Origin of the sequence: Granulicella mallensis MP5ACTX8, from assembly GCF_000178955.2 — a bacterium.
In the GTDB taxonomy this organism is placed as follows: domain Bacteria; phylum Acidobacteriota; class Terriglobia; order Terriglobales; family Acidobacteriaceae; genus Granulicella; species Granulicella mallensis.
Map to the genome: position 1 here is coordinate 5,181,957 of NC_016631.1, position 20,147 is coordinate 5,202,103.

A 20,147-nucleotide genomic window follows, 5' to 3' on the forward strand; every position below is an offset into this window, starting at 1 on the left:
ACGAAGGAAGGCAATTTAGTCGTTGCGCCCTGCGGGCTTCACTTCGGCCTTCGGCAGAATGGAAAGGGCCTCTAAACGCTGCTTTTCGGCACGGTTGAAACCGTGCCCTTCCGATCTGTGTCTCAACAAACTGACTGCACCGTTCGAGCATCCTCCAAGTGCAGTTTGATGACACGCCCCTAGCAGGGCTGGACGACGGCGAAAGTTGTCCCAGAGCCTTCGCAGCTCCTCTCCCTGCCCTTTCTGCCCTTCCCGCTCGAAATCCCAACCTTCGCCTCTTCTACGCGTTAGGCACTTCATTTATGATTCTTTTTGGATAAAAATGATTGTAATTACATCTTTATGTCATAATTTTGCAACTTTGGTTGACATTTGTACTCCCAAATTTCTATCCTCAGCCACTAAGATGGGTTCGGCCAGCTACCTGATAGAGCTCCCCGAAAGAACCCGCTACATCACCTTTTGCTCTCCCCTGCATGGGAAGAGCTCCCCGTTTGCCAGTACCAAGTGAGGATTTTGCATGAAGAAGAAGTTGTTCCAATATTTGGCCGGATGCGTCCTGGCTTTGCTCGTTGGCCTGCCCGCCGCCTTCGCCCAGACTGTGACAGGATCGATCAGCGGCACCGTGTTCGATCCGAGCGGCGCTGCCGTACCCGGAGCCAGTGTGACCGCCATCAACGCTGGCACAGGAGTCCGCACCCCTACCACCAGCAACGCCGACGGAGTGTACGCGATCCGCTTCCTCCCCATCGGCCCCTACACCCTCGAAGTCCAGGCCAAAGGCTTCGCAAAGTTCAGCATTCCGCAGTTCACCCTCGAGATCAATCAGAACGCCAAGTTGGACGCCCATGTAAACCTGGGCACCAGCACCTCGGTTGAAGTGCAGGAGGATGTTGCCCCCATCCTCGATACCACGGATGCGACGCTCGGACTTTCGCTCGACGCAACCGCGATCAATACCATCCCGCTCAACGGACGCAACTTCTCCTCACTCACACTCTTCCAGCCTGGCGCGGTGAGCACCGCACCGACCGGGCTGACCGGCAACAACGCCATCCAGCGCAACGCCTTCAATAGCGGCGTGGTGACGATCAACGGCAATCGCGCCCAGGACAATACCTACACGCTCGACGGCATCAGCATCGACGAGACCCAGAACAACCTGATCGGCTACAACCCCTCGCCCGACGCCCTGCAGGAGGTTCGGGTCATCTCCGCGAACGCCCCTGCCCAGTATGGCAACGTAAACGGCGGCGACATCGTCTCCGTGCTCAAGAGCGGCACCAACCAGTTCCACGGCAGCCTGTATGACTACGTTGAGGACCAGAACTTCACGGCGAACACCTGGAGCAACAACTTCCAGGGCGTCGCGAAGACTGCCTATACGCAGAACCTCTTCGGCGCGACCCTGGGCGGCCCCATTCTCAAGGACAAGCTCTTCTTCTTTATCGACTACACGGGAACCCGGAACCATGGCGGAGGCCCTGGCGCGGCCAGCGTGCTCTCAGCTGCAGAGCGCCAAGGTAACTTCTCGGCGGCCGCACTGAAGTACCAGATTGTAGACCCGCAGAATGGCTACAAGCCCTTTCCGGGAGGTATCGTCCCGATCACCAATCCGGTCGTGCAATATCTGATCAACAACCCACAGTTCTATCCACTGCCGAACCATACTCCAACCGACGGACTGGATCAGAATAACTTTATCGGCCCCATGAGTGACTTCGTTACCAACGATCAGGGCGACGTCAAGATACAGTACAACCTGCGGGCGGCGGACCAGATCACCGCCTTCTACTCACAAGGTGTCGCTACCGGTGGAAGCGTCGCCCCATTGCCTATCACCTTTCCCATTGCTAACTCTTATCCTGACAAAATAGGCGGCGTCACCTGGACGCATACCTTCTCTCCGAACATTGTGAACGAAGCGCGGTTCGGCTTCACTCGTATCCGGTGGGACTCGAATATTCCTACGGACTCGACCGGCGCCTTCGGCCTGCAGGGAGACCATGTGGTCGGCATTCCGACACCGGCCCCGCAGCAGTTTGTCGGGTTTACGTTTCAAAGCACCAGCGAGATTACCAGTGTCGGCGATCCTGCTGCGCCACAGCAGTTGCGTGACAACACCTTCAGCCTCCACGATGACCTGACCATTCAGCGCGGCCGCCACCTCTTCACCGTCGGAGCGCAGCTACTGCGCTACCAACAGAACTTCACGCAGTTCGGCGGCGGCGGCCAGTTGGGAACCTACAACTTCACCGGCCAGAATACCGCTCCGGTGAATGCGGCCCTCCTCTATTCTCCTGCGGACTGGGTCACCGATCGTGCCAATGGCCAGTCCATCAGCCTCTCCAATGGCTTCTTTGGCGAGCGGCAGGTTCGCCTCGCGGGTTATGTCCAGGACGACTGGAAGATTACCGATAAGCTGACCCTGAATCTCGGGATACGGTACGAGTACGACTCCCCCTTCACCGAAGTACACGACCGGATCGCGAACGTGATCCTGAGCGGTCCTCAGCAGGGCCTCGTCGAGTACGCAGGCAGTGTGCCCGCAGGCGCTCCGGCGGGTTCCTTCACCTGCAGCAACGCCGCTTGCTACCAGCCGACGTATACCGAATTTCAGCCACGAATCGGCTTTGCCTATCAGGTGAATCCCCGGATCGTCTTTCGCGGCGGCTATGGCACCACCAGCTTCCTCGAAGGCAGCAGCAGCCTGGCGGCCAATGCTCCCTTCACTACGGCTTTCTCGATCAACTCTACCGCTCCTGTAAGCCAGACCAATCCAGGCAACTTCTTTGCCGAGACCAATGGGTTCCAGGTAGGCGCGCCGGGCCAGATGAACAACGCAAGCTATACGGCCTATAACCAGAACTACCGCCAGGCCTACGTTCAGGAGTTCAACTTTAACAACGAGATTCAACTGAACAACAGCACCTCCATTCAGTTCGGATACGTCGGTGAACTTAGCCAACGGCTGATCGACTATCGCAACGGCAACCAGCTCACCCCGACACAGGCAGCCTCACTGACTGCTCTGGGCCTTAATAGCGGATCGCCCGCCGCCTCTATCCCCGTTGCAGACCGGGCTCCCCTCTTCAACCTCGTTGGAGAGAATGGCACGGTCGAGACGTTCGATACCGAGGGCGTTGCTAGTTACAACGCGTTGCAGATCACGATGCGTCATCGGGTCAGCAAGGGCTTTCAAGCGACCATCAACTACACCTGGGCAAAGTCTCTGACGGACACCAACGGAAACTTCGGCGCGGCAGATTCGTCGGGTCCCAATGCCATCCAAGACGGTTACAACATCCATGGCGATTACGGTCCGTCTGAACTGGATGTCCGGCATAACCTCGCTGCCAACGGCTCCTACAAAATTCCCTTCGGAAGAGGAGAGATTTTCGGCTCCCACACCAACAGGGCGCTCGATTTGGTCGCCGGCGGATGGACTCTCTCGTCGACGGCAATCGCCTTCTCCGGCCTTCCTGTTACGATCACCGCGAACGACAACAGCAATACCGGCAACTACAACAACAACAGCTCTCGAGCGAACCAGTATCGTCCGCTGAAGATCGTCAACCGCAGCGTTGCACATTGGTTCGGCACCGACCCATCCGCAACACCCTGCGAAACCACCGACAACGGCATCTGTGCCTACGGAGCAGCGGCACCTAACACCTTCGGTACAGCTCATGTCGGCACGGAGCGGGCTCCAGGCTTCGAGCAGATCGACAGCTCACTCTTCAAGGACTTCCACATCACCTCGGCCCAGGCGATCAGCTTTCGCGTGGATGCTTTCAACATCTTCAACTTTGTCAGCTACGATAACCCCTCCAACAGTGTGAGCAACGCTAACTTCGGCCAGATCACCAGCAGCAAGAACGGGCCGCGTACGGTACAGTTCGCACTGCACTACGCGTTCTAGCTGTTTCGAATCTTTACAAAGAACGACGCACAAACGCCCGCAAGTCGCGGGCGTTTGTGCGTTTGGGTGGTTCTGCGACAGGGTTTTAGGACTTTGGAGGCCTTGAATCCAGGGCCTTCTAATTTAGTCTCAAAACTTACCCTTTGCGGGATATCACGGTAGACAGATGCACGTGCTAGCTAGCTTGTCCCGCTCGTATCTCGTCTGGGTAATAGAACGCCTGTATCGCCTTAATCTGTCCGTCTACGATGTGAATTCGGTCGCAAACGTGATCCACTCCGTTGACTGTCTCCATATCAAAGACGGTCGCAACATAATCTCCTTCGACGATATGCTGCTTTAACTGAATACCCTTAACCATAGGGAGAATATGGGTGAGAAATCCAAATACCGTTGGCCGCCCCGTCAACTTTGGCATGCGAGGGCCTTCAAATATTACGTCTTCGGCAAAGGGCACCTTTGACAAGTCTTTTGTTAAAAAACAATCCAAATAAGCTTCAACCGCAGCGACCTTCTGTTCTCTCGACATGGATTCTCCCCGTTCACACATGATCTCAGACACGATAACTTAGAACCAATCATCCGGGTTTTCGGACAAGTAATCGTATTGACGCGTGTCCCGAGACTTACCCTTTTCGGGACGTTACAGTTTTGGGTTTGAGCCGCCAGTTTCCATCCTCACCAAGCTCTATGGATCGTTGCGTGTACAACTTTCGACTTGACGACCAGCCTGCAGCCTAGGGATAGGGCACTAGGTAGTGCCTGACGAATCGACGATCTTTTTCAGGTCTGTCCATCCAAGAGCGACCTCACAAAGCGAGGCACCGCCAATCTCAATCTGCTTGCTCTCCAACCGTTGCGCACCGGCCTTCTCGTAGAAGTGAACCGCTGGATTTTGTTCAAGCACCCACACAAGCATGTTGGTGAAGTCTTTCGCCAGCAATGACGCGGCGAGTACGCCGACTAGCTCTCGACCGATCCCCTTTCCCTGCGCCGCCTGGAGCAGGTAGATCGCATACATCTCAGCCTGATAGTCGCCCAACGCCTCACGAAGAGGCCCCCCGCTGGCGAAACCCACGACGACTCCCTCGACCTCGGCGACATAAACAGAGATATCGCGCTGAAGCCATTCCTGCCATAAGGGGATGCGTTCGACCTCGTTCAAAGAGGCGAGGTACTCTGCGGGTACAAGTCCGGCATAGGTTGTAAGCCAGCTTTGTACATGCACGTGCGCTATCGCCGCCGCATCTTTTACTTCGGCATTCCTGACTAAAGCCATACACACCTCTATCTGATATTTCTTGTGTGCGGTAGAGTTTAGCCTAGAATTGGTCATTCCCTATGAGTTGGCTGATGGAAGCTCACGATGATGAACTCACGAAATTCGAGGCGAGCGGCGCCGCTCCGCTTCCGGCGACGGACGAGCTGGGTTCTATCGACAACAACGGCGCCCGGATTTGGTACAGCGCTTACGGTATCGGCTCACCTGTAGTCCTGTTGCATGGCGGCCTGGGACACAGTGGCAATTGGGGATATCAAGTTCCCGCTCTGATCGCGAACGGCTATCGTGTCCTTGTGATCGACAGCCGAGGCCACGGCCGCAGCACTCGCGATGAACAGCCATACTCCTATGAATTAATGGCCTCCGACGTTCTGGCGGTGATGAACGAATTGCATTTGGATCAGGCCGTCCTGGTGGGTTGGAGTGACGGCGCGTGCACTGCGCTAATCCTTGCGGCGAACGATCCTGCACGCGTTGCAGGGGTCTTCTTTTTCGCCTGCAACATGGACCCGACCGGTGTTAAGCAATTTGAACCCACGTCGGCACTGGACCGCTGCTTCGCGCGCCACACCGCAGACTACAAACAGCTTTCAGCGACACCGGAACAGTTCCAACAGTTTGTGGAAGATGTCAGCCTGATGCAGCGGACACAACCGAATTACTCCGCGCAGGATCTTGCGAAGATCCATGTGCCCGTCAGGATCGTGCAAAGCGAGAGCGACGAATTCATCCGACGCGAGCATGCAGAGTACCTGGCCCGCACCATTCCGGATGCGTCCTTCCTCCTTCTCCATGGAGTGAGCCACTTCGCTCCGTTGCAGCGTCCGGAGGAGTTCAATGCGGCGATGCTTGCCTTCATAGACGAAATCTATAGCCGCAAACTGTGAGAACGGTTCTCGATACGAGACCGAGGCAATCGCTTTTGTGATCGCAAGACCATAGGGCTGGAGACTGGCACGGCATCCGCTGACTATCTCCAGCTTTACGTCGCTACGTTCAGAAAGTTTTTCGGATCTCCTTCACTCCGAGATTGAGCCGCCGTCGCAGAAGGAGCCGCAACGTTCCACCGTCCTTGTACCCAACTTCCGCGGCGACATCTTCGACACTTGCGTTGCTGGTCTTCAAGAGATGCACCGCGCGTTCAACGCGCAGACTTTGGAAGTACGACATCGGAGATTTTCCTAAGACACTTTGCAGCCGCCGGGTAAGCGTCCTTTTGCTTGCACCTACGGCTTTCGCAGCACAGTTGAGGGAAAACCCACGTCTGAGCCTGGCACGCGCCCAGAGTTCGAAGAGTTGTACCACCGGGTCGGAGTGCACCAGGTGATCCGTAAGAGCATAAGCAGTCTGAGAAGGTCTGGAATCGACGATGAGATATCTCGCTGTGAGCGAGGCAAGCTCGGGGCTGACACCCCGTATCAGCCATAAGGCCAGATCCATATGGCCAAGAGCAGCTCCGGCGGTTACAACGTTTCCTGACTTGACCACCATGTCCGATTCATCCAGCAATACCTGGGGGTATCGTTCACGAAACATGGGTGCCAGCCACCAGGTGGTAGTTGCGCGCTGCTGGTCGAGCAGACCCGACTCAGCCAGCACAAAGGTTCCAGCACAGGCAGCGCTCAGAGTTACCCCGTCGTTGGCCCACTTTCGAAATGCCTTCGCAGCATCTCGGATGTCAGGCCTGCCTAGAGCTGCCTTCAGAGTATCGGGTGTCTTGCAGGCGATTGCCGGGATGATCACGCATTCAGGCGCTTGTCTTCCAACTGGCTGAATCGGAACCTTCAGTCCGTGTGCGGTTCGAACCGTCTTTCGCATGCCAACGATCTTGACTTCGAACCGTGGAACAACGAGTCCCGTCATCTCAATCAATTCATTCGCGGTTTGTAATCCATCAAGGATGGCCGCCAGCCCCAGATCGAAGACGCCATCGAGTGCAAGCACATAAACACGCATGGCACATATGATACGAAATCTGGCAGTTTTGCCAATGGTTAAATCGCCCATCAGCGCCTAGATTGAGACAGAGCCATTTATGGCTCGAGGAGCGATCAAATGATTACAGTTGGCCTTTTTGTCCGCTTGGAAGCAAAACCGGGCAAAGAAGAGGAGCTCGCTGCGTTCTTGATGCAGGGGCTCAAGCTTGCGAACCGGGAGACAACGACTCCCGTGTGGTTTGCGTTTCGACTCGATGGCGGAAGCTTTGCCATCTTCGATGCTTTCGCAGATGAAACTGGACGGCAAGCTCATCTCAATGGACCTATTGCCAAGGCGCTCATGGAGTACGCGCCTGACCTACTTGCAGAGCCCCCGACAATTCAGCAGTTAGACGTAATGGGTGCCAAGCTCTCCTAGCTATCCGCCCCAACCGGATTCTTACAGCTCTGCGCAAGTCATTAGCTGTGCTCATCAGATCAATTTCAAGTTCGGGAAGAAAGAGAGAAATATGTCAGTAAATGTTCTTTATACGACGCAGGCTACTGCGGTCGGCGGTCGTGACGGTCGCGCTACGACTAAGGACGGAAGTCTTGATGTAAAGCTAACGATTCCTAAAGAGCTGGGTGGTCCCGGTGGCCCAGGCAACAATCCTGAACAGTTGTTCGCAGCCGGATACGCTGCCTGCTTCCTTGGCGCCATGAAGGCTGTTTCCTCGCAAGGAGGGCCGAAGGTTCCTCAGGATACTGCTGTAACAGCTTCTGTCGGTATTGGCCCGAGATCAGAGGGTGGCTTCGGCCTTGTAGTCGGACTCTCTATATCTCTCCCCGGATTGTCCTCCGCCGACGCCCATGCCCTCGTCGAGAAAGCGCATCAGGTTTGCCCCTACTCCAACGCTACCCGGAACAATCTCGACGTAAAGCTTGAAGTGATTTAGTAACAGCAATCGGCTGATGCTTGTTCGTTGGAACAACCTGGTCGCCGGGACAACAAGGAGATGTGAAATTTCATACACCACAAAACAACATTCGCTGGGCAAGAGCCATAACCGCATGATTCCTCTTGCGCTGGTCGCTCTGGTGGCAACCACTTTTGGATTCAACGCGGCGACTCGCGCTCAGGATGCTCCAGCAGCTTCGGGCGCCCAGGGGCAGGTTCAATCGACCGGGAAGAACTCAGCACAGGAGGGTAACTCAATGGAAGCAATCGGATTGTTAGTCCTGCTCGAAGTACGTCCAGGCAAGGAGGCCGATGCAGAAGCATTTCTGAAATCGGCTCAGCCTCTCGCGCTCAATGAAAACGGGACTCTCAAATGGTATGCGATCAAACTTGGACCGGGAAAGTTCGGCATCTTCGACACCTTTGCCAATGAAGCCGGCCGCAATGCTCACCTGACCGGCGAGATCGCAAAGGCGCTCGGCGCGCGGGCTAACGAATTGTTCGCGACTCCTCCGCAGATCGAAAAAGTGGAGATCCTTGCAAGCACACCTTTGAAGAAGTAGGCTTCCGCGTGATTTCGTTCCCCCGAATTCGCACGGGGATGCCGAGAAACTCAACAACATCCAATCACCGGCCAGGATCAACAAATGCTTGATCGCCGGAATAACCAGGAGATATGAAATGAATCAATATTCGCTACGGCGTCTCGTCTATGCCGCTTTGCTGGCCGCACTGGCAACACCACTCACAGTCCAAGCCCAGGCGAAAGCCGCCCCTCCGATTGACGGTATTATCGGAAAGCTTCAGTCATTCGATGGCAAGTCGCTCGATGTTGCAACAAGTGCAGGCGTGGTCCATGTCGTGGTCAAGGGGCACCTCACAACCTATAAACAAATACCCTCCGATTTGAGCCATGTAGCAACGGCTCCTTATATCGGCGTTGCATCGGCTGAGCAGGACGGCAAGCAAGTCGCGAAGCAGATCTTCATCTTTCCCGCGGAGCTGCGTGGAGCTGCGGAAGGTAGCGTCCTGACAGACCCTCCGGGGGCAACCTCTCACAGCAGAATGACCAACGGCACAATCTCTCGCCCTGCGGCATCGCACTCACGCATGACGAACGGAACGGTCCAGAATAGCAACGGTACAACGCTGGTGGTGAACTACCAGGACGGCTCCCAAACGATCTCCATACCGCCTGGTGTCCCGGTCACATTAGTCGCCCCGCAACAGGTTGCTTTCACTCCCGGCGATGTCGTCTACGCCACGACGAAGAAGCTCTCGGACAGAACACTTGTCACGGACAAGATCTTTCAGTTCGTTCCTGCGGCAGCGTCTCACTAAGCCATGCAGTTGAGGCTTCAGAAGGTGAACCCTTCGGCATCCCTTCCTCATGAACCGAGTTCCGCGAGCACGCCTTTGGTACAACCAGGCGTGCTCGTGGTTAAACGGCACCATGTTCTGGTGCGCTGCAGCCACTGGTTGAATATCCCGCTCCTTCTTGGACTTATTCTGAGCGGCATTTCCATTTACTGGTCGTCGCCGATCTATCAACACAAGCCAGACCCGAATACGGGAAACTTCGACGTGGCAGCAGATATCGGAATCTGGATTTGCGCCCACGTCCACGGCCAACACCACTACGCCAGTCCGCCCGATTGGATTTACAACCATATGAGTCTCGGACCGGGCATGTTAGCGCTAGCTCTGCGCATTCATTGGCTGTGTGCTTACCTGTTCATGCTGAACGGCACAGTGTACGTTGCAGGGCTTGCGCTGGGAGGAGGATGGCGTTCCCTGCTGCCTCGCCGGACCGACCTGTTTGATGCGCTCAGGATGCTTCGATACTACCTCGGCGTTCCCTTCGCGAAACTCACACACCGCGAATGGCTGCATCCCCATTTCAGTACAAAGTACAACGCTCTCCAGCGTGCAGCGTACTTTTCTATTCCGGTCGCCGGATTTCTTTCAGTTGCTACTGGCTGGGCGATTCATAAGCCCATGCAACTCCATTGGCTGGCTGCGCTATTTGGAGGCTTTGACGTAGCGCGTGTGTGGCACTTCTGGCTCATGTGGCTCTTTATTTTCTTTGTTGTGCCACATGTAATTTTAGTTCTCGCCGACGGATGGGATACGCTGCGCGCCATGATCGTAGGTTGGTCAACCAAAGTAGATCGTTCGGAGGTGATCGAAAATGAATCATGATGAGGAGAACGGCAATTCATTAGAGCCGGAAGATATTCCCTCGGTGGGTACTGAATCGAAACAGGAGACGACAGAGTTACCAGAAGCTAGCCCTGAAGATGCGAACCCTTCCGTCCCCATGTCCATTGAAAAGCCCGAGATCGTTGAAGCGATCGAACAATCCGTTAATGCAGAAGAATCGCCCTCGTCATCCGTAGAATCTGTGCCGCTCACGGATGAAGTGGTTCCACCTATTGCAGTAGAACCTGTCCTCGTGAAGACGCACCAAAGTTTCCTTGAAGAGCAGCCTCTCCCTGTCATTGTGATGGCTCCCCGAGTTCTGCGCTATCGAACCCGGCGTGAAGTTTTGGGGTTTGGAATCGGCGCGGTGGCTGCGGCGATAGGCGCTGGTCTTCTCCTGCCACAAGCTACGCTCAATCGCATGGGTATACGTCGAGATATGAACTTTCGTGGGAAGGAGTGGCTACTAAACAAAGCATTGCGGATCGACGATGACGTGGCTGAAGCACTCTACTCAGGAAATCGCAGGGTACCGACCTATACAAAATCTCAAACTACCCCGATTAAGAATAACTACAACGGAGGCACTCCTGACCCTGGATATATATCGGGATGGAATCTAACTTTGGAAGGGCTCGCTTCCGGCTTGATCGTCTCTCTCGATATTCGGAATCTCATGAATCGCTTCTCGGTGCATGAGCAAATTACGCGGCTGGTTTGCGTTGAAGGCTGGAGTGCGATCGCGTGGTGGGCGGGTTTGAAGTTCGACGATCTACTTCATGCCTACCCGCCGAAATCGCAGGCAAATTGGGCTCGTGTGGAGTCATCTGTCAATGTCGACGCCGCCGGGAATTCCGATCCCTACTTTGTCTCTATCGACCTGGCGACGGCACGCCATCCGCAGACGTTGCTCGTCACACACCATAATGGTCAGCCCCTTACCCTAGAGCACGGAGCACCGCTCCGTCTCCTGGCACCTGTAAAACTCGGCTTGAAGAACGTGAAGGCCATTACCCGGATTACCTATTCGGCGGAGGAGCCAAGAGACTACTGGACTTCCTATGGATATGCCTCCTACGACGGAATCTAATTTACCGTCCGCTTCCCGTTCGAAGAACGCGTAGGAATTATCACGAAAGAGATTCGTCTCTATACTGGCATGTGGAGGCAGAACGCACATGGATGCAGATGATTTGAGGATTGTGGAAGCCGTGGCAAGAATCGGCAGCATGAACCGGGCGGCTGCCGAACTGAACATGGTGCAATCAAATGTCACCGCCCGAATTCGTCTCCTGGAGGAAGAGCTCGGCGTTCAACTATTCGTCAGGCACAGCCGCGGTGTGGAACCGAGTGCAGCTGGCCTGCGCCTCCTTTCTTACGGGGAGCAAATACATTCTCTGTTCCAGCAAGCCATCACAGCAGTCAAAGAAGATGGAACTCCAAAGGGCAAACTGAGTATCGGAATGATGGAGACCACTGCCGGACTGCGGCTGCCCGCACTCGTAGCCCAATACGCGCAGGAATATCCGAGGGTCGAGTTGGCCATCATGACAGGTACTACGTCGTCTCTGATCCAGCAGGTGGCGGATAACGAATTGGATGGTGCTTTTGTGGCCGGGCCTATTCATCATCAAGAACTGAGCGAGGAACCACTCTTTTTCGAAGACCTTGTCCTCGTAAGTTCTTTATCCATAAGGAACTTCGATGACCTCGCCAAAATTGAAAATCTCAAAGCCATTGTGTTTCGACAGGGTTGTTCTTACCGTCAGAGGCTCAGCTCTATCCTCGATGGGCTGGATATTCGTCATGTGGTGATGGAATTTTCCTCTCTCGATGCAATCATTACCTGCATCACTGCAGGCGTTGGGATAACGCTGCTACCGAAGACGCTGGCGGAGAGACTTTGGATCGATCAGTCCGTCACGATGCATGAGCTCCCAGCGGATCAGACGCGAGTAGAGACTGTATTTGTGAGACGACATGATCGTTATCCGACAAGCGCACTCAACGCCTTCCTGAAGATGACCCGCGAGATCTCGGATGTTGCGATCCTCGATCGACAATTGCACGCTATCGGCTAAAGCGATAGCGGGTATCAGAACAAATCGGGCCTCATAGTAATCTTCTTTCGCATCTATATTGCAGCTTGAACGCAGCAGGTAGCCGTACCAACATGCGGCATCACCAACATCGAGGAAACATCCTGATGTTGCAGCTGCGGCGCTGGCAGCATTGATTTCGATAGGAGCAATTATGGCAAGCAAAGGAACAGTGATCGTAACGGGTGGCTCACAGGGTATCGGAGCTGCCGTGGTCCAATCTTTTTTGGATCGTGGATATTCCGTCGTCGCAACTTCGCGAAAGATTACCCAGGCTGGACTAAACCCATCTCCGAACCTAGCACTGGTAGATGGAGACATCGGCCAGGCTGCTACGGCTCAAAAAGTAGTCGACACCGCGGTTCAGAAGTTTGGCTCGATTGATGCCCTCGTCAACAACGCCGGCATCTTCTTCGCAAAGCCTTTCACCGATTACACCGCCGACGATTTCCATGCTCTCGTCGCGACGAATCTCGAAGGCTACATCTACATCACACAGCTCGCGGTCAAGCAGATGCTCGTCCAGAAGTCAGGTGGAAGCGTCGTGGCCATCACGTCATCGCTGGTTGAAAATCCCAACAGCAGTTTGCCGGTATCCGTGCCGATGATCACGAAGGGCGGTCTCGAGGCCATCACACGCAACCTGGCCTCGGAGTATTCGAAGGAGCACATCCGCTTCAATGCGGTCGCGCCCGGTAGCGTCGACACGCCTCTTCACAAAGACAATCCGAAGGATTTCCTGAAGACCTTGTCGCCGATGGGTACAATCGCCACTTCGGAGGAGATCGCAAACGCAGTGATCTATCTCACCGAATCGCGTCAGATCACTGGGGAGGTGCTGCACGTGGACGGCGGTGCGCACAACGGCAAATGGTAAGCCTAGGCAGTCCGCAACCGGCCAGCGCGGAGCGCCGGTTGCTGGACCTTGGAATTGTGCTCCCGAAGGCTCCCCACCCGCTTGGTGCCTACGTCGAGTCAGTCCAGTCTGGCCGTCTCCTCTTCCTCAGTGGAATGTTGCCGGTCAAGAATGGCAAGCTTCAATTCGTTGGACGGCTTGGTAAAGAGCTCGACGAATCTGCTGGCCGGGATGCATTGCGAACTTCAACCCTGAATGCTCTTTCTGCAGCGAAGGCGCACGTAGGGTCGCTGGACCGTGTGACGAGGGTTGTCAGCGTGAAGGTCTACATCGCAACAGATGGAGACTTTTACAACCAGCCTATCGTTGCGGACGCAGCATCGGAGATTCTCCGCGATGTATTTGGAGAAGACAAGATGTCCGTGCGGTCCGTATTAGGAGTGGCCGCCTTGCCTCTCGGTGCGCCGGTCATGCTTGAGGTAACGTTCGAGGTCGAGTAACGAGAAGGCGGGAGCTAAGCTCCCGCCTTCTTTGATATGCGCGATTGATGCATGCCAGGCTCTTCCGTCCAACGATGCCTTCTCATCGAACAGCACGTAACAACTGCTCCAGTGGCTGAAGAACGATGAAATCCACATAGCCCTCGTCCGGCGTTGCAGCTCGCTGAAGCAGTTGCTCGGCCATCGCGACATCCGGTGCTGACAGGTGTTCGTGGTGCTGACGTGCCTCCAACTCTTCCAGCCCCAGATGACCCAGCGCAATCAATTCGTGGCGACGTTCAGTCACTTTCTTCAGCTCTGGGTTAGACTCCGTGAGCTGATCCAGCGCAGGACCGGTATTCACCCATGATTGGAAGTCCCTGCGAAGCGTACTCGCTGCCTGATTTATTGCAGCATCATCGGTGCTATGCAGGAAAGCGTCCACTGTCCGGTCAAACTCATGCTCGAATGGGGGATCAAACACCACTGCATCCACGAGACCCACCAGTGGTGTATCGCGGGTAGGCTTCTGGCGCTGAAGCCTTACGATGAAGTCTTCCGGCTGCAGCGTCGCAGCGAGAGTCTCCAGCTCGGGTGAAGACAGCGATCGGGAGATGTGCCGCAAGAGCCGTTGTGGGTTGGACAAGTGCTCCAGTCCCATGGCGTCGAGTCGCAGCGATTCGATACGAAGGCGGCGATACATATCCTCCACATCGCTGACCTGTGGTGGTGACCACATCCGTTCGGCAAAGGCGATTGTCCTTGGCCAGACGCGGGAGTCGATCGTCTGCGCATTCACCTCTTCGCCCCACATGCAGGCTTCACCACCGAGCATCCCCTGCCCGGTAGGCAGCTTTGCTGCGTAGATCTCCGCACTGCTGGAGTGGTGATCGAGATAGTAGGGTTGGGAGTAGATCGTCTGCCTGTTCTGCGTGGCCGCCGCTGCGAACGATGTCGCACCACGGCGATTCTGCACAACGAAGCCGGAGAGCAGGTCCGGAGACAGAGCTTCATCCCAACCGATCATCTTCCTTCCGTGCCTGTTCAGAATCCGCTGCACTCGCCGGCTGAACTCCGCCTGCAGTTCGCTGGGCTTTGCATAGCCATGAGCCTTCATGTAGGCAGCGATACGAGGGTTGCTCTTCCATGCGACTCCGTTGGTCTCATCACCTCCGATATGGACGTACTGATCGGGAAAGATGTGCGTCATCTCTTCAAAGAATCTATCGAGAAACTCGTACGTCGACTCACGTGTAGGATCCATCGCAGCAGCGAAGATGTGATAACTGTGTTCGGCGTGAAACGGTCCCGGCGCACTGGCCAGTTGGGGATAGCCTGCCATCCAGCTCATCGAGTGGCCCGGCATATCGAACTCCGGGACGATGCGTATGCCACGCGCAGCGGCGTATGCGACGACGGCTCGCATTTGATCCTGTGTATAGAACTCACCATCGGAACCATCGGCAGTCAATCGCGGAAAGACTCTGCTCTCGATGCGGAAGCCCTGAAAGTCTGTCAGGTGAAGGTGCAGCACGTTCATCTTCACCGCCGCCATTGCGTCGAGAGTACGCAACAGAACGGGGACCGGAAGAAAATGGCGTGATGGGTCCAACAGCAGACCGCGCCAGGGAAAGCGCGGTGTATCCACGATATGAACCGGTGGCAGAAACCAGCCGCTGCCGTTCGATTGCAGCAACTGCAGCAGGGTCTCCATGCCGTGATAGGCACCGAATATTGTGTTCGCTTCAATCGTCGCCCGATGGCTGTCAACGTTGAGGCTGTAGCTCTCATCCATGCCCAGGGTCGGTTGCGAAGCGGAGGCGTCTGCAACATGGATGACGATGGAAGCGGCATCATGATTTGGTACCAACGGTGTCGTCAACTCAATGCCTGTGGTGCTTTGCAGTCTCACGATGAAGCGCGATGTGGCAGCACTAAGCGGACCGCTTGCAGCAGCTTGCAGAAACACCGACGTTGTCTGAGAGAAAGAGAGGCCTGGATCTGCAGACACCTGCAGCTCACGGGGCTGTGGGACAAGGGCGTTCACGAAGGGGGCTTGAGCCGCACTGCTCGAGCATGCAACAACATGACAGAGGAACGCGAGAAGAGCGATGCTACGAAGCATTTCATTTCCTTGTGATTTTGCGGGCCGCGAAGTTTGCCACTACTGATAGTTGGCGTTCCAGACACGAGCCCTGTAGATAGCAGCGCCAGGGCGGGTGCGGACATCGTGCGGAGAGCTAAACTCCACGACGTCGGTGCACCATGTGTCCTGCGTGCAGGAGGAATGGGGGCGAGTCTCGATGAGCTGTCCCGTCGCTGCCTGCTTGCTGATGCTCTTGATGCCTACGGTATTTTGCAGGACGGTCGCGGTGCCAGTCTGCTTGTTGTAGACGTAGACCACATGACCGGCGCTGATGTAGAGATTGTTGATGTCGCCGTAGACCGGCTGCAGATCATGACCGCCTCCGCTGGGTAATAACGTGGTGGCCACAACACTCAGCGCCGGAGCAGCATCCGTTCCACCAACTCTGAGCTGGACGAGTTTGTTGCCGCCCAATGCCCACAGCACATTCCGCGATGGGTCCCACAGCACATTATGAGCGTCTGGCAGATCGTACTGCGCGAACACCTCGGACGATGCACCCTGCGAGGCTGCGTAGACGCGAACCCATCCTCCATTGCTGGCAGCGCCTGCGACGTTGCCGTTCGGCAACAGCTCAATGCCATGAACATTTGAGCTCGTACCGGCGTTGATCGACCACTTGCGAATCTTGCCGGGATAGGACACCACGGCCATCATGCCATCGCTGTCACTGACGGCCATCCACTGGCCACCCCACAACGAGTTGTTGCGTAGCTTAGCCTCTGTCGGCAGCCCCCAGCCGGAGCCGCTGATCCCGCTGTCTGAAGGATCCCAACTCCACAGGACCGCCTTGGGATTGTCTGCTCCCCAATCGACTTGCGCATAGTTCATCAGCAGAATATGCGGGCCGGACTTGGTTTGATCGGTGAGAGCAATGGGATCAGGATGAGACGCAGAGGCGCCTGGGGCGGTGGTCTGCCCCAAGGCTCCTGTAGGTCCGATCAGAACCGCCGCCAGGAATAGGAATGCGATTTGCTTGTTCATGGTTCTCCCTGTGCCGGGCTGCGATTCCAATGGAAGGTTAGAATTGCAACTTCAACTCAAATTGCAGAGAGCGCGGCCCTCCGTGCTGATAGAGCGAAGACAAGCCTCCAAGCGACGCGCTGGAAAGAGTGCCTGTTGCCTGTCCCATAATCGGGTTATTGCATGCCTGTCCGGCGACGGTGGCGCCACAGGTGACATTGAGCGCGCCAAAGTTCGGATGGTTGAAGACGTTGAATGCCTCTGCGCGGAATTGAAGGTGGGACTGCTTATAGATAGGAAACACACGCTGAATCGCCACGTCCGATTCATTCTCCCCAAACCCGCGGAGAAAATTGCGCGGTGAGTTTCCAATTCCAAGCTGGGCCGTTGTCGGTGCTGAGAACACCGCAGGATTGAATTGCTTGCCACCGGGAATTCCGGTCTGATGGATATAGGGATTTTTGCCGTTCCAGTTCAGCCGCGTCGAAAGTACATCGCCGGTAGCAGGATCAAAGAATGTGGTCCCTAGCAATTGAACGGGAAAGGCAGTTCGCGCAACGAACCAGAGGTCCGCGCTCCAATTGCCCAGAACCGCTCTCTCCCAAAGGTTCGAATAGTGAGTAGGAAGGTTGTAGACCAGGGCCGTAGTGAAGTTATGGCGAACATCGTGGTCAGAGTTCCCTCTTTGGATCTCGTCCAGATAGCCAGGGCCAATACCATTTTCTGCCGTGCTGGCGGTATCGATCGCATGTGCCCAGGTGTAGCTCGCCAGGACCTGGAGACCGTGTGCCATCTGACGATTGTATTGAAGCTGAAGTGCGTTGTAGCTTGAGCTCCCTCCATTTTGGTACTGCTCGATGTAGCTGAAGTTAGGATTTGAAGGCGCTAAGTCGTACTCCAGGTACGCCGTAAGATTGCGCCCTTGCGTTCCAACGTATCCAATGCTCAGAGTCTGTGCGGACCCAAACGCCTGTTCGAGCGTGGCGCTCCACTGGATCGTTGAGGGTGGAACAAAATGAGGGTCGATGACCCACGACAAGGTATAAGGCGGAATCGGCTTGATGGTAGGTTGCAGGATTGTGCTTGCTGGAGTCGGAAACTTTGTCTTACTCAACGCCAGGTGGTTGCCGGTTCCCAGGCCTCCGAGTGTGCCATTGAAGACAGACTGGCCGGTATCGTAAAAGAGTCCAACGCCACCACGTAATACGGTCTCATGACCAGGCCGATTAAAGAGCGTTGTAGCTATACCGAATCTGGGTCCAAAATCCGTATAGGTTGTCTTGTATAAAGGCGTGCCCAGAGGAGCCAGTTGCACCGAAGATGGATTCGTGACGTACCCGGTGTACGTATACTGCTGCGCGCCGGAGACCTCGACTGGTGGATTCAGATCCCAGCGAAGTCCCGAAGAAAGACTTATTCTCGGAGTGATACGCCACTCGTCCTGAAAGAAGAGCCCAAGGTTCTTGGCTATCGGATCTTCTCTCGAATAAGTGATAACGGAGACAGAATCCTCGATACCGTTGAGGACATTGGCCGCGCTATCGATGTAGTTGAAGATCTCCGGGCTTGCCGACAGAGCACCGTCCCCAAAATACGTAGTGGTCTGGCGGTAATTCGCGCCGGCCTTGAAGAGATGCTTCCCATGCGCCCATGTGACTGTATCAACAGCATTCGGCTGAAACTGGCGAGTACCATCGTTGGCGTAGTACAAAAGCGGCCTGATCGTAATCGACGTCTCTTTTGGAAAGTACAGTTGAAATTCGGTCAGTCCACCCGCGGGCGGTAGTCCCTGCATGGTCTGGATATTCGGCGATTGTTGCCCTGTTACCGGAACCGATCCTTCGACGGGCTGCCCTGTCGAGGTAAAGGCGTAATACGATGGCGAGTACTGCAACCGCAGCTCATTACTGATGAAGTTGTGAAGGACGCTATCCACACCCAGAAGATACGTTCTGGTGCGCTGGACGGTTACGTCGGTGCTAGTGCCGTAGTTCACTCCTGCGCTGCTGCTCTCCGTGTCGCTATAGCGAGCAAACACTCGCATCCAAGTCCACGGCTGAAAGTCGACGCGCGCGCTAAGAGAATCGATGGTGCTTGGCGTGGTGGTTGTAATAAGAGCCGGCGACAAGCCATCGCCGTAGTCGATGCACTGCGCATCCTGCTGGATCGAGCAGTTCGGCAGAGGAAATCCATTCAAGATGGGCTTGAGTACTTCCGCAGCGTTCGCCCGCAGGTTTTTCCAGCGAGCGTCCGAATAAGTCGCCGTGTTGAAGGTGCCGTTGGTTGGCACGTATTTAATCATGGCGGCCGATGGCTGGTTCAGGCGAAGCCCTTCATAGGAGAAAAAGAAGAACGCCCGATCTTTACCCGAAATCAGGTAAGGAATACTCAATGGCCCACCTACTGTTCCACCGAAATCATTCTGCCGTTCCTGAGGCTTTGGCAGAGGCGTCGCGGCATAGGTATTGAACCAGTTGTTGGCGTCAAAGGCATAGTTCCGCACGTAATCAAAGGCTGTGCCGTGATAGTCGTTCGTGCCGGAGCGTGAGGTGAAGCTGACCTGGGCTCCTGCTCCCCGCCCAAACTCAGCAGAGTAGGTGGAGGTCGAGATACGAAACTCCTGCAACGCATCCACGGAGACAATGGCCTGTGTCGTTCCGAGCGTGGTAGCGCTCGATGTCGACCCGGTGTTGGCTGACGTTGACCCTTGCCCACTGTTCGGCGAGTTCATGGCGCTGGCGCCATCCATATTGAAGCTGTTGGAATCCGTGCGCTGTCCGTTGACGCTGAACTCGCCGCTGGTGTCCGATCCCTGAGGGGTTGCCGTGACTGTGCCGGGTGACAGCAGGATCAGCGACTGAAAGCTCCTGCCGTTCAGCGGTATATTCTCAACGAACTGACGATCGACCACGGTGCTTACCGTGCCATCCGTTGTGTTGATCGCGGCACTGCTTCCGTTGACCGTTACTGTTTCGGACTTGCCTCCAATATGCAGTTCAAAGTCCAGCACCGCATTCTGGTCGACATTCAAAGTAAGGGAACGGCTGACGGCACTGCTGAAGCCGACCGCGTCGACGAAGATCTTATAGAGACTGGGGTTGAGCCCCGTCACGATATATTCGCCCGCATTATTCGTACGAGCTTTGCGCTCGGTATTGGTTCGCAGGTCGATCACACGAACAGCTGCCTTTGGAATGACGGCTCCGGTACTGTCGGAGACCCGCCCCTGAACCTGCGCGCTCTGTCCGTAGGCAAGCGTGGCGAAACTGGCGAAGGCAAAGAAGACAAGAAGGGCATAAATGTTGCGAAACATTTTCATTTGCT

The 20,147-nt window shown here is 55.5% G+C and carries 17 protein-coding genes; 11 read left to right on the forward strand and 6 right to left on the reverse strand.

The features are described from left to right. Positions 1–520 precede the first annotated feature (520 nt). The gene (locus ACIX8_RS20080; protein ID WP_014267219.1) at positions 521–3,922 is read left to right on the forward strand and encodes a TonB-dependent receptor; all 3,402 of its coding nucleotides are present in this window, start codon (positions 521–523) and stop codon (positions 3,920–3,922) included. Between the two features lie 175 nt (positions 3,923–4,097). Here ACIX8_RS20080 and ACIX8_RS20085 read toward each other — a convergent pair whose 3' ends face one another. Together ACIX8_RS20085 and ACIX8_RS20090 are read right to left on the reverse strand one after the other, a co-directional pair. Then, positions 4,098–4,451, reverse strand: a complete 354-nt coding sequence (locus ACIX8_RS20085) for a nuclear transport factor 2 family protein (protein WP_014267220.1) — start codon at positions 4,449–4,451, stop codon at positions 4,098–4,100. A 222-nt stretch (positions 4,452–4,673) separates the two neighbouring features. Next, positions 4,674–5,201, reverse strand: coding sequence for a GNAT family N-acetyltransferase (locus ACIX8_RS20090; protein ID WP_014267221.1), 528 nt, complete (start codon positions 5,199–5,201; stop codon positions 4,674–4,676). Between the two features lie 74 nt (positions 5,202–5,275). Between ACIX8_RS20090 and ACIX8_RS20095 the strand changes: the two genes are divergently transcribed. Continuing rightward, positions 5,276–6,091, forward strand: coding sequence for an alpha/beta fold hydrolase (locus ACIX8_RS20095; protein ID WP_014267222.1), 816 nt, complete (start codon positions 5,276–5,278; stop codon positions 6,089–6,091). 109 nt (positions 6,092–6,200) lie between these two features. Here ACIX8_RS20095 and ACIX8_RS20100 read toward each other — a convergent pair whose 3' ends face one another. Beyond that, positions 6,201–7,160, reverse strand: coding sequence for a GlxA family transcriptional regulator (locus ACIX8_RS20100; protein WP_190273707.1), 960 nt, complete (start codon positions 7,158–7,160; stop codon positions 6,201–6,203). Between the two features lie 99 nt (positions 7,161–7,259). On the opposite strand from ACIX8_RS20100, the gene ACIX8_RS20105 reads away from it, so the two are divergent. The 9 genes from ACIX8_RS20105 (at position 7,260) to ACIX8_RS20145 (ending at position 13,735) form a co-directional block, all read left to right on the forward strand. Further along, positions 7,260–7,559 carry a putative quinol monooxygenase gene (locus ACIX8_RS20105; protein ID WP_014267224.1) on the forward strand — a complete coding sequence of 100 codons (300 nt, stop codon included), beginning with the start codon at positions 7,260–7,262 and terminating at the stop codon, positions 7,557–7,559. 91 nt (positions 7,560–7,650) lie between these two features. Continuing rightward, entirely contained in the window at positions 7,651–8,076 is a 426-nt protein-coding gene (locus ACIX8_RS20110) for an organic hydroperoxide resistance protein (RefSeq protein WP_014267225.1), read from the forward strand. 115 nt (positions 8,077–8,191) lie between these two features. Beyond that, the gene (locus ACIX8_RS20115) at positions 8,192–8,641 is read left to right on the forward strand and encodes a putative quinol monooxygenase (RefSeq protein WP_014267226.1); all 450 of its coding nucleotides are present in this window, start codon (positions 8,192–8,194) and stop codon (positions 8,639–8,641) included. 118 nt (positions 8,642–8,759) lie between these two features. Then, on the forward strand, positions 8,760–9,419 hold the full coding sequence (locus ACIX8_RS20120) for a hypothetical protein (RefSeq protein ID WP_014267227.1): 660 nt from the start codon (positions 8,760–8,762) through the stop codon (positions 9,417–9,419). 24 nt (positions 9,420–9,443) lie between these two features. Then, positions 9,444–10,280: a cytochrome b/b6 domain-containing protein gene (locus ACIX8_RS20125; protein WP_190273708.1), complete on the forward strand. Its 837-nt coding sequence runs from the start codon at positions 9,444–9,446 to the stop codon at positions 10,278–10,280. Continuing rightward, a complete protein-coding gene (locus tag ACIX8_RS24855; RefSeq protein WP_014267229.1) occupies positions 10,270–11,370 on the forward strand; it encodes a molybdopterin-dependent oxidoreductase in 1,101 nt (366 codons plus the stop codon). The genes ACIX8_RS20125 and ACIX8_RS24855 overlap by 11 nt, the downstream gene beginning before the upstream one ends. 88 nt (positions 11,371–11,458) lie before the next feature. Further along, entirely contained in the window at positions 11,459–12,361 is a 903-nt protein-coding gene (locus ACIX8_RS20135; protein ID WP_014267230.1) for a LysR family transcriptional regulator, read from the forward strand. Between the two features lie 172 nt (positions 12,362–12,533). After that, the gene (locus ACIX8_RS20140) at positions 12,534–13,256 is read left to right on the forward strand and encodes an SDR family NAD(P)-dependent oxidoreductase (protein WP_014267231.1); all 723 of its coding nucleotides are present in this window, start codon (positions 12,534–12,536) and stop codon (positions 13,254–13,256) included. Then, positions 13,250–13,735: a RidA family protein gene (locus ACIX8_RS20145; protein ID WP_014267232.1), complete on the forward strand. Its 486-nt coding sequence runs from the start codon at positions 13,250–13,252 to the stop codon at positions 13,733–13,735. Before ACIX8_RS20140 ends, ACIX8_RS20145 begins: the two co-directional genes overlap by 7 nt. A gap of 82 nt (positions 13,736–13,817) precedes the next feature. On the opposite strand, the gene ACIX8_RS20150 is transcribed toward ACIX8_RS20145, so the two are convergent. The 3 genes from ACIX8_RS20150 to ACIX8_RS20160 are packed head-to-tail and all read right to left on the reverse strand — an operon-like array spanning position 13,818 to position 20,136. After that, positions 13,818–15,839 carry a beta-N-acetylhexosaminidase gene (locus tag ACIX8_RS20150; protein WP_014267233.1) on the reverse strand — a complete coding sequence of 674 codons (2,022 nt, stop codon included), beginning with the start codon at positions 15,837–15,839 and terminating at the stop codon, positions 13,818–13,820. Between the two features lie 39 nt (positions 15,840–15,878). After that, positions 15,879–16,844, reverse strand: coding sequence for a DUF6528 family protein (locus ACIX8_RS20155; protein ID WP_014267234.1), 966 nt, complete (start codon positions 16,842–16,844; stop codon positions 15,879–15,881). A 37-nt stretch (positions 16,845–16,881) separates the two neighbouring features. Then, positions 16,882–20,136 carry a TonB-dependent receptor gene (locus ACIX8_RS20160; RefSeq protein ID WP_014267235.1) on the reverse strand — a complete coding sequence of 1,085 codons (3,255 nt, stop codon included), beginning with the start codon at positions 20,134–20,136 and terminating at the stop codon, positions 16,882–16,884. Between the last annotated feature and the right edge of the window lie 11 nt (positions 20,137–20,147).

Bases quoted from the DNA above. Each gene is read 5' to 3' on its own strand.
- ACIX8_RS20080 (WP_014267219.1), top strand. From the start codon at position 521: ATGAAGAAGAAGTTGTTCCAATATTTGGCCGGATGCGTCCTGGCTTTG.
- ACIX8_RS20085 (WP_014267220.1), bottom strand. From the start codon at position 4,451: ATGTCGAGAGAACAGAAGGTCGCTGCGGTTGAAGCTTATTTGGATTGT.
- ACIX8_RS20090 (WP_014267221.1), bottom strand. From the start codon at position 5,201: ATGGCTTTAGTCAGGAATGCCGAAGTAAAAGATGCGGCGGCGATAGCG.
- ACIX8_RS20095 (WP_014267222.1), top strand. From the start codon at position 5,276: ATGGAAGCTCACGATGATGAACTCACGAAATTCGAGGCGAGCGGCGCC.
- ACIX8_RS20100 (WP_190273707.1), bottom strand. From the start codon at position 7,160: ATGCGTGTTTATGTGCTTGCACTCGATGGCGTCTTCGATCTGGGGCTG.
- ACIX8_RS20105 (WP_014267224.1), top strand. From the start codon at position 7,260: ATGATTACAGTTGGCCTTTTTGTCCGCTTGGAAGCAAAACCGGGCAAA.
- ACIX8_RS20110 (WP_014267225.1), top strand. From the start codon at position 7,651: ATGTCAGTAAATGTTCTTTATACGACGCAGGCTACTGCGGTCGGCGGT.
- ACIX8_RS20115 (WP_014267226.1), top strand. From the start codon at position 8,192: ATGATTCCTCTTGCGCTGGTCGCTCTGGTGGCAACCACTTTTGGATTC.
- ACIX8_RS20120 (WP_014267227.1), top strand. From the start codon at position 8,760: ATGAATCAATATTCGCTACGGCGTCTCGTCTATGCCGCTTTGCTGGCC.
- ACIX8_RS24855 (WP_014267229.1), top strand. From the start codon at position 10,270: ATGAATCATGATGAGGAGAACGGCAATTCATTAGAGCCGGAAGATATT.
- ACIX8_RS20135 (WP_014267230.1), top strand. From the start codon at position 11,459: ATGGATGCAGATGATTTGAGGATTGTGGAAGCCGTGGCAAGAATCGGC.
- ACIX8_RS20140 (WP_014267231.1), top strand. From the start codon at position 12,534: ATGGCAAGCAAAGGAACAGTGATCGTAACGGGTGGCTCACAGGGTATC.
- ACIX8_RS20145 (WP_014267232.1), top strand. From the start codon at position 13,250: ATGGTAAGCCTAGGCAGTCCGCAACCGGCCAGCGCGGAGCGCCGGTTG.
- ACIX8_RS20150 (WP_014267233.1), bottom strand. From the start codon at position 15,839: ATGCTTCGTAGCATCGCTCTTCTCGCGTTCCTCTGTCATGTTGTTGCA.
- ACIX8_RS20155 (WP_014267234.1), bottom strand. From the start codon at position 16,844: ATGAACAAGCAAATCGCATTCCTATTCCTGGCGGCGGTTCTGATCGGA.
- ACIX8_RS20160 (WP_014267235.1), bottom strand. From the start codon at position 20,136: ATGTTTCGCAACATTTATGCCCTTCTTGTCTTCTTTGCCTTCGCCAGT.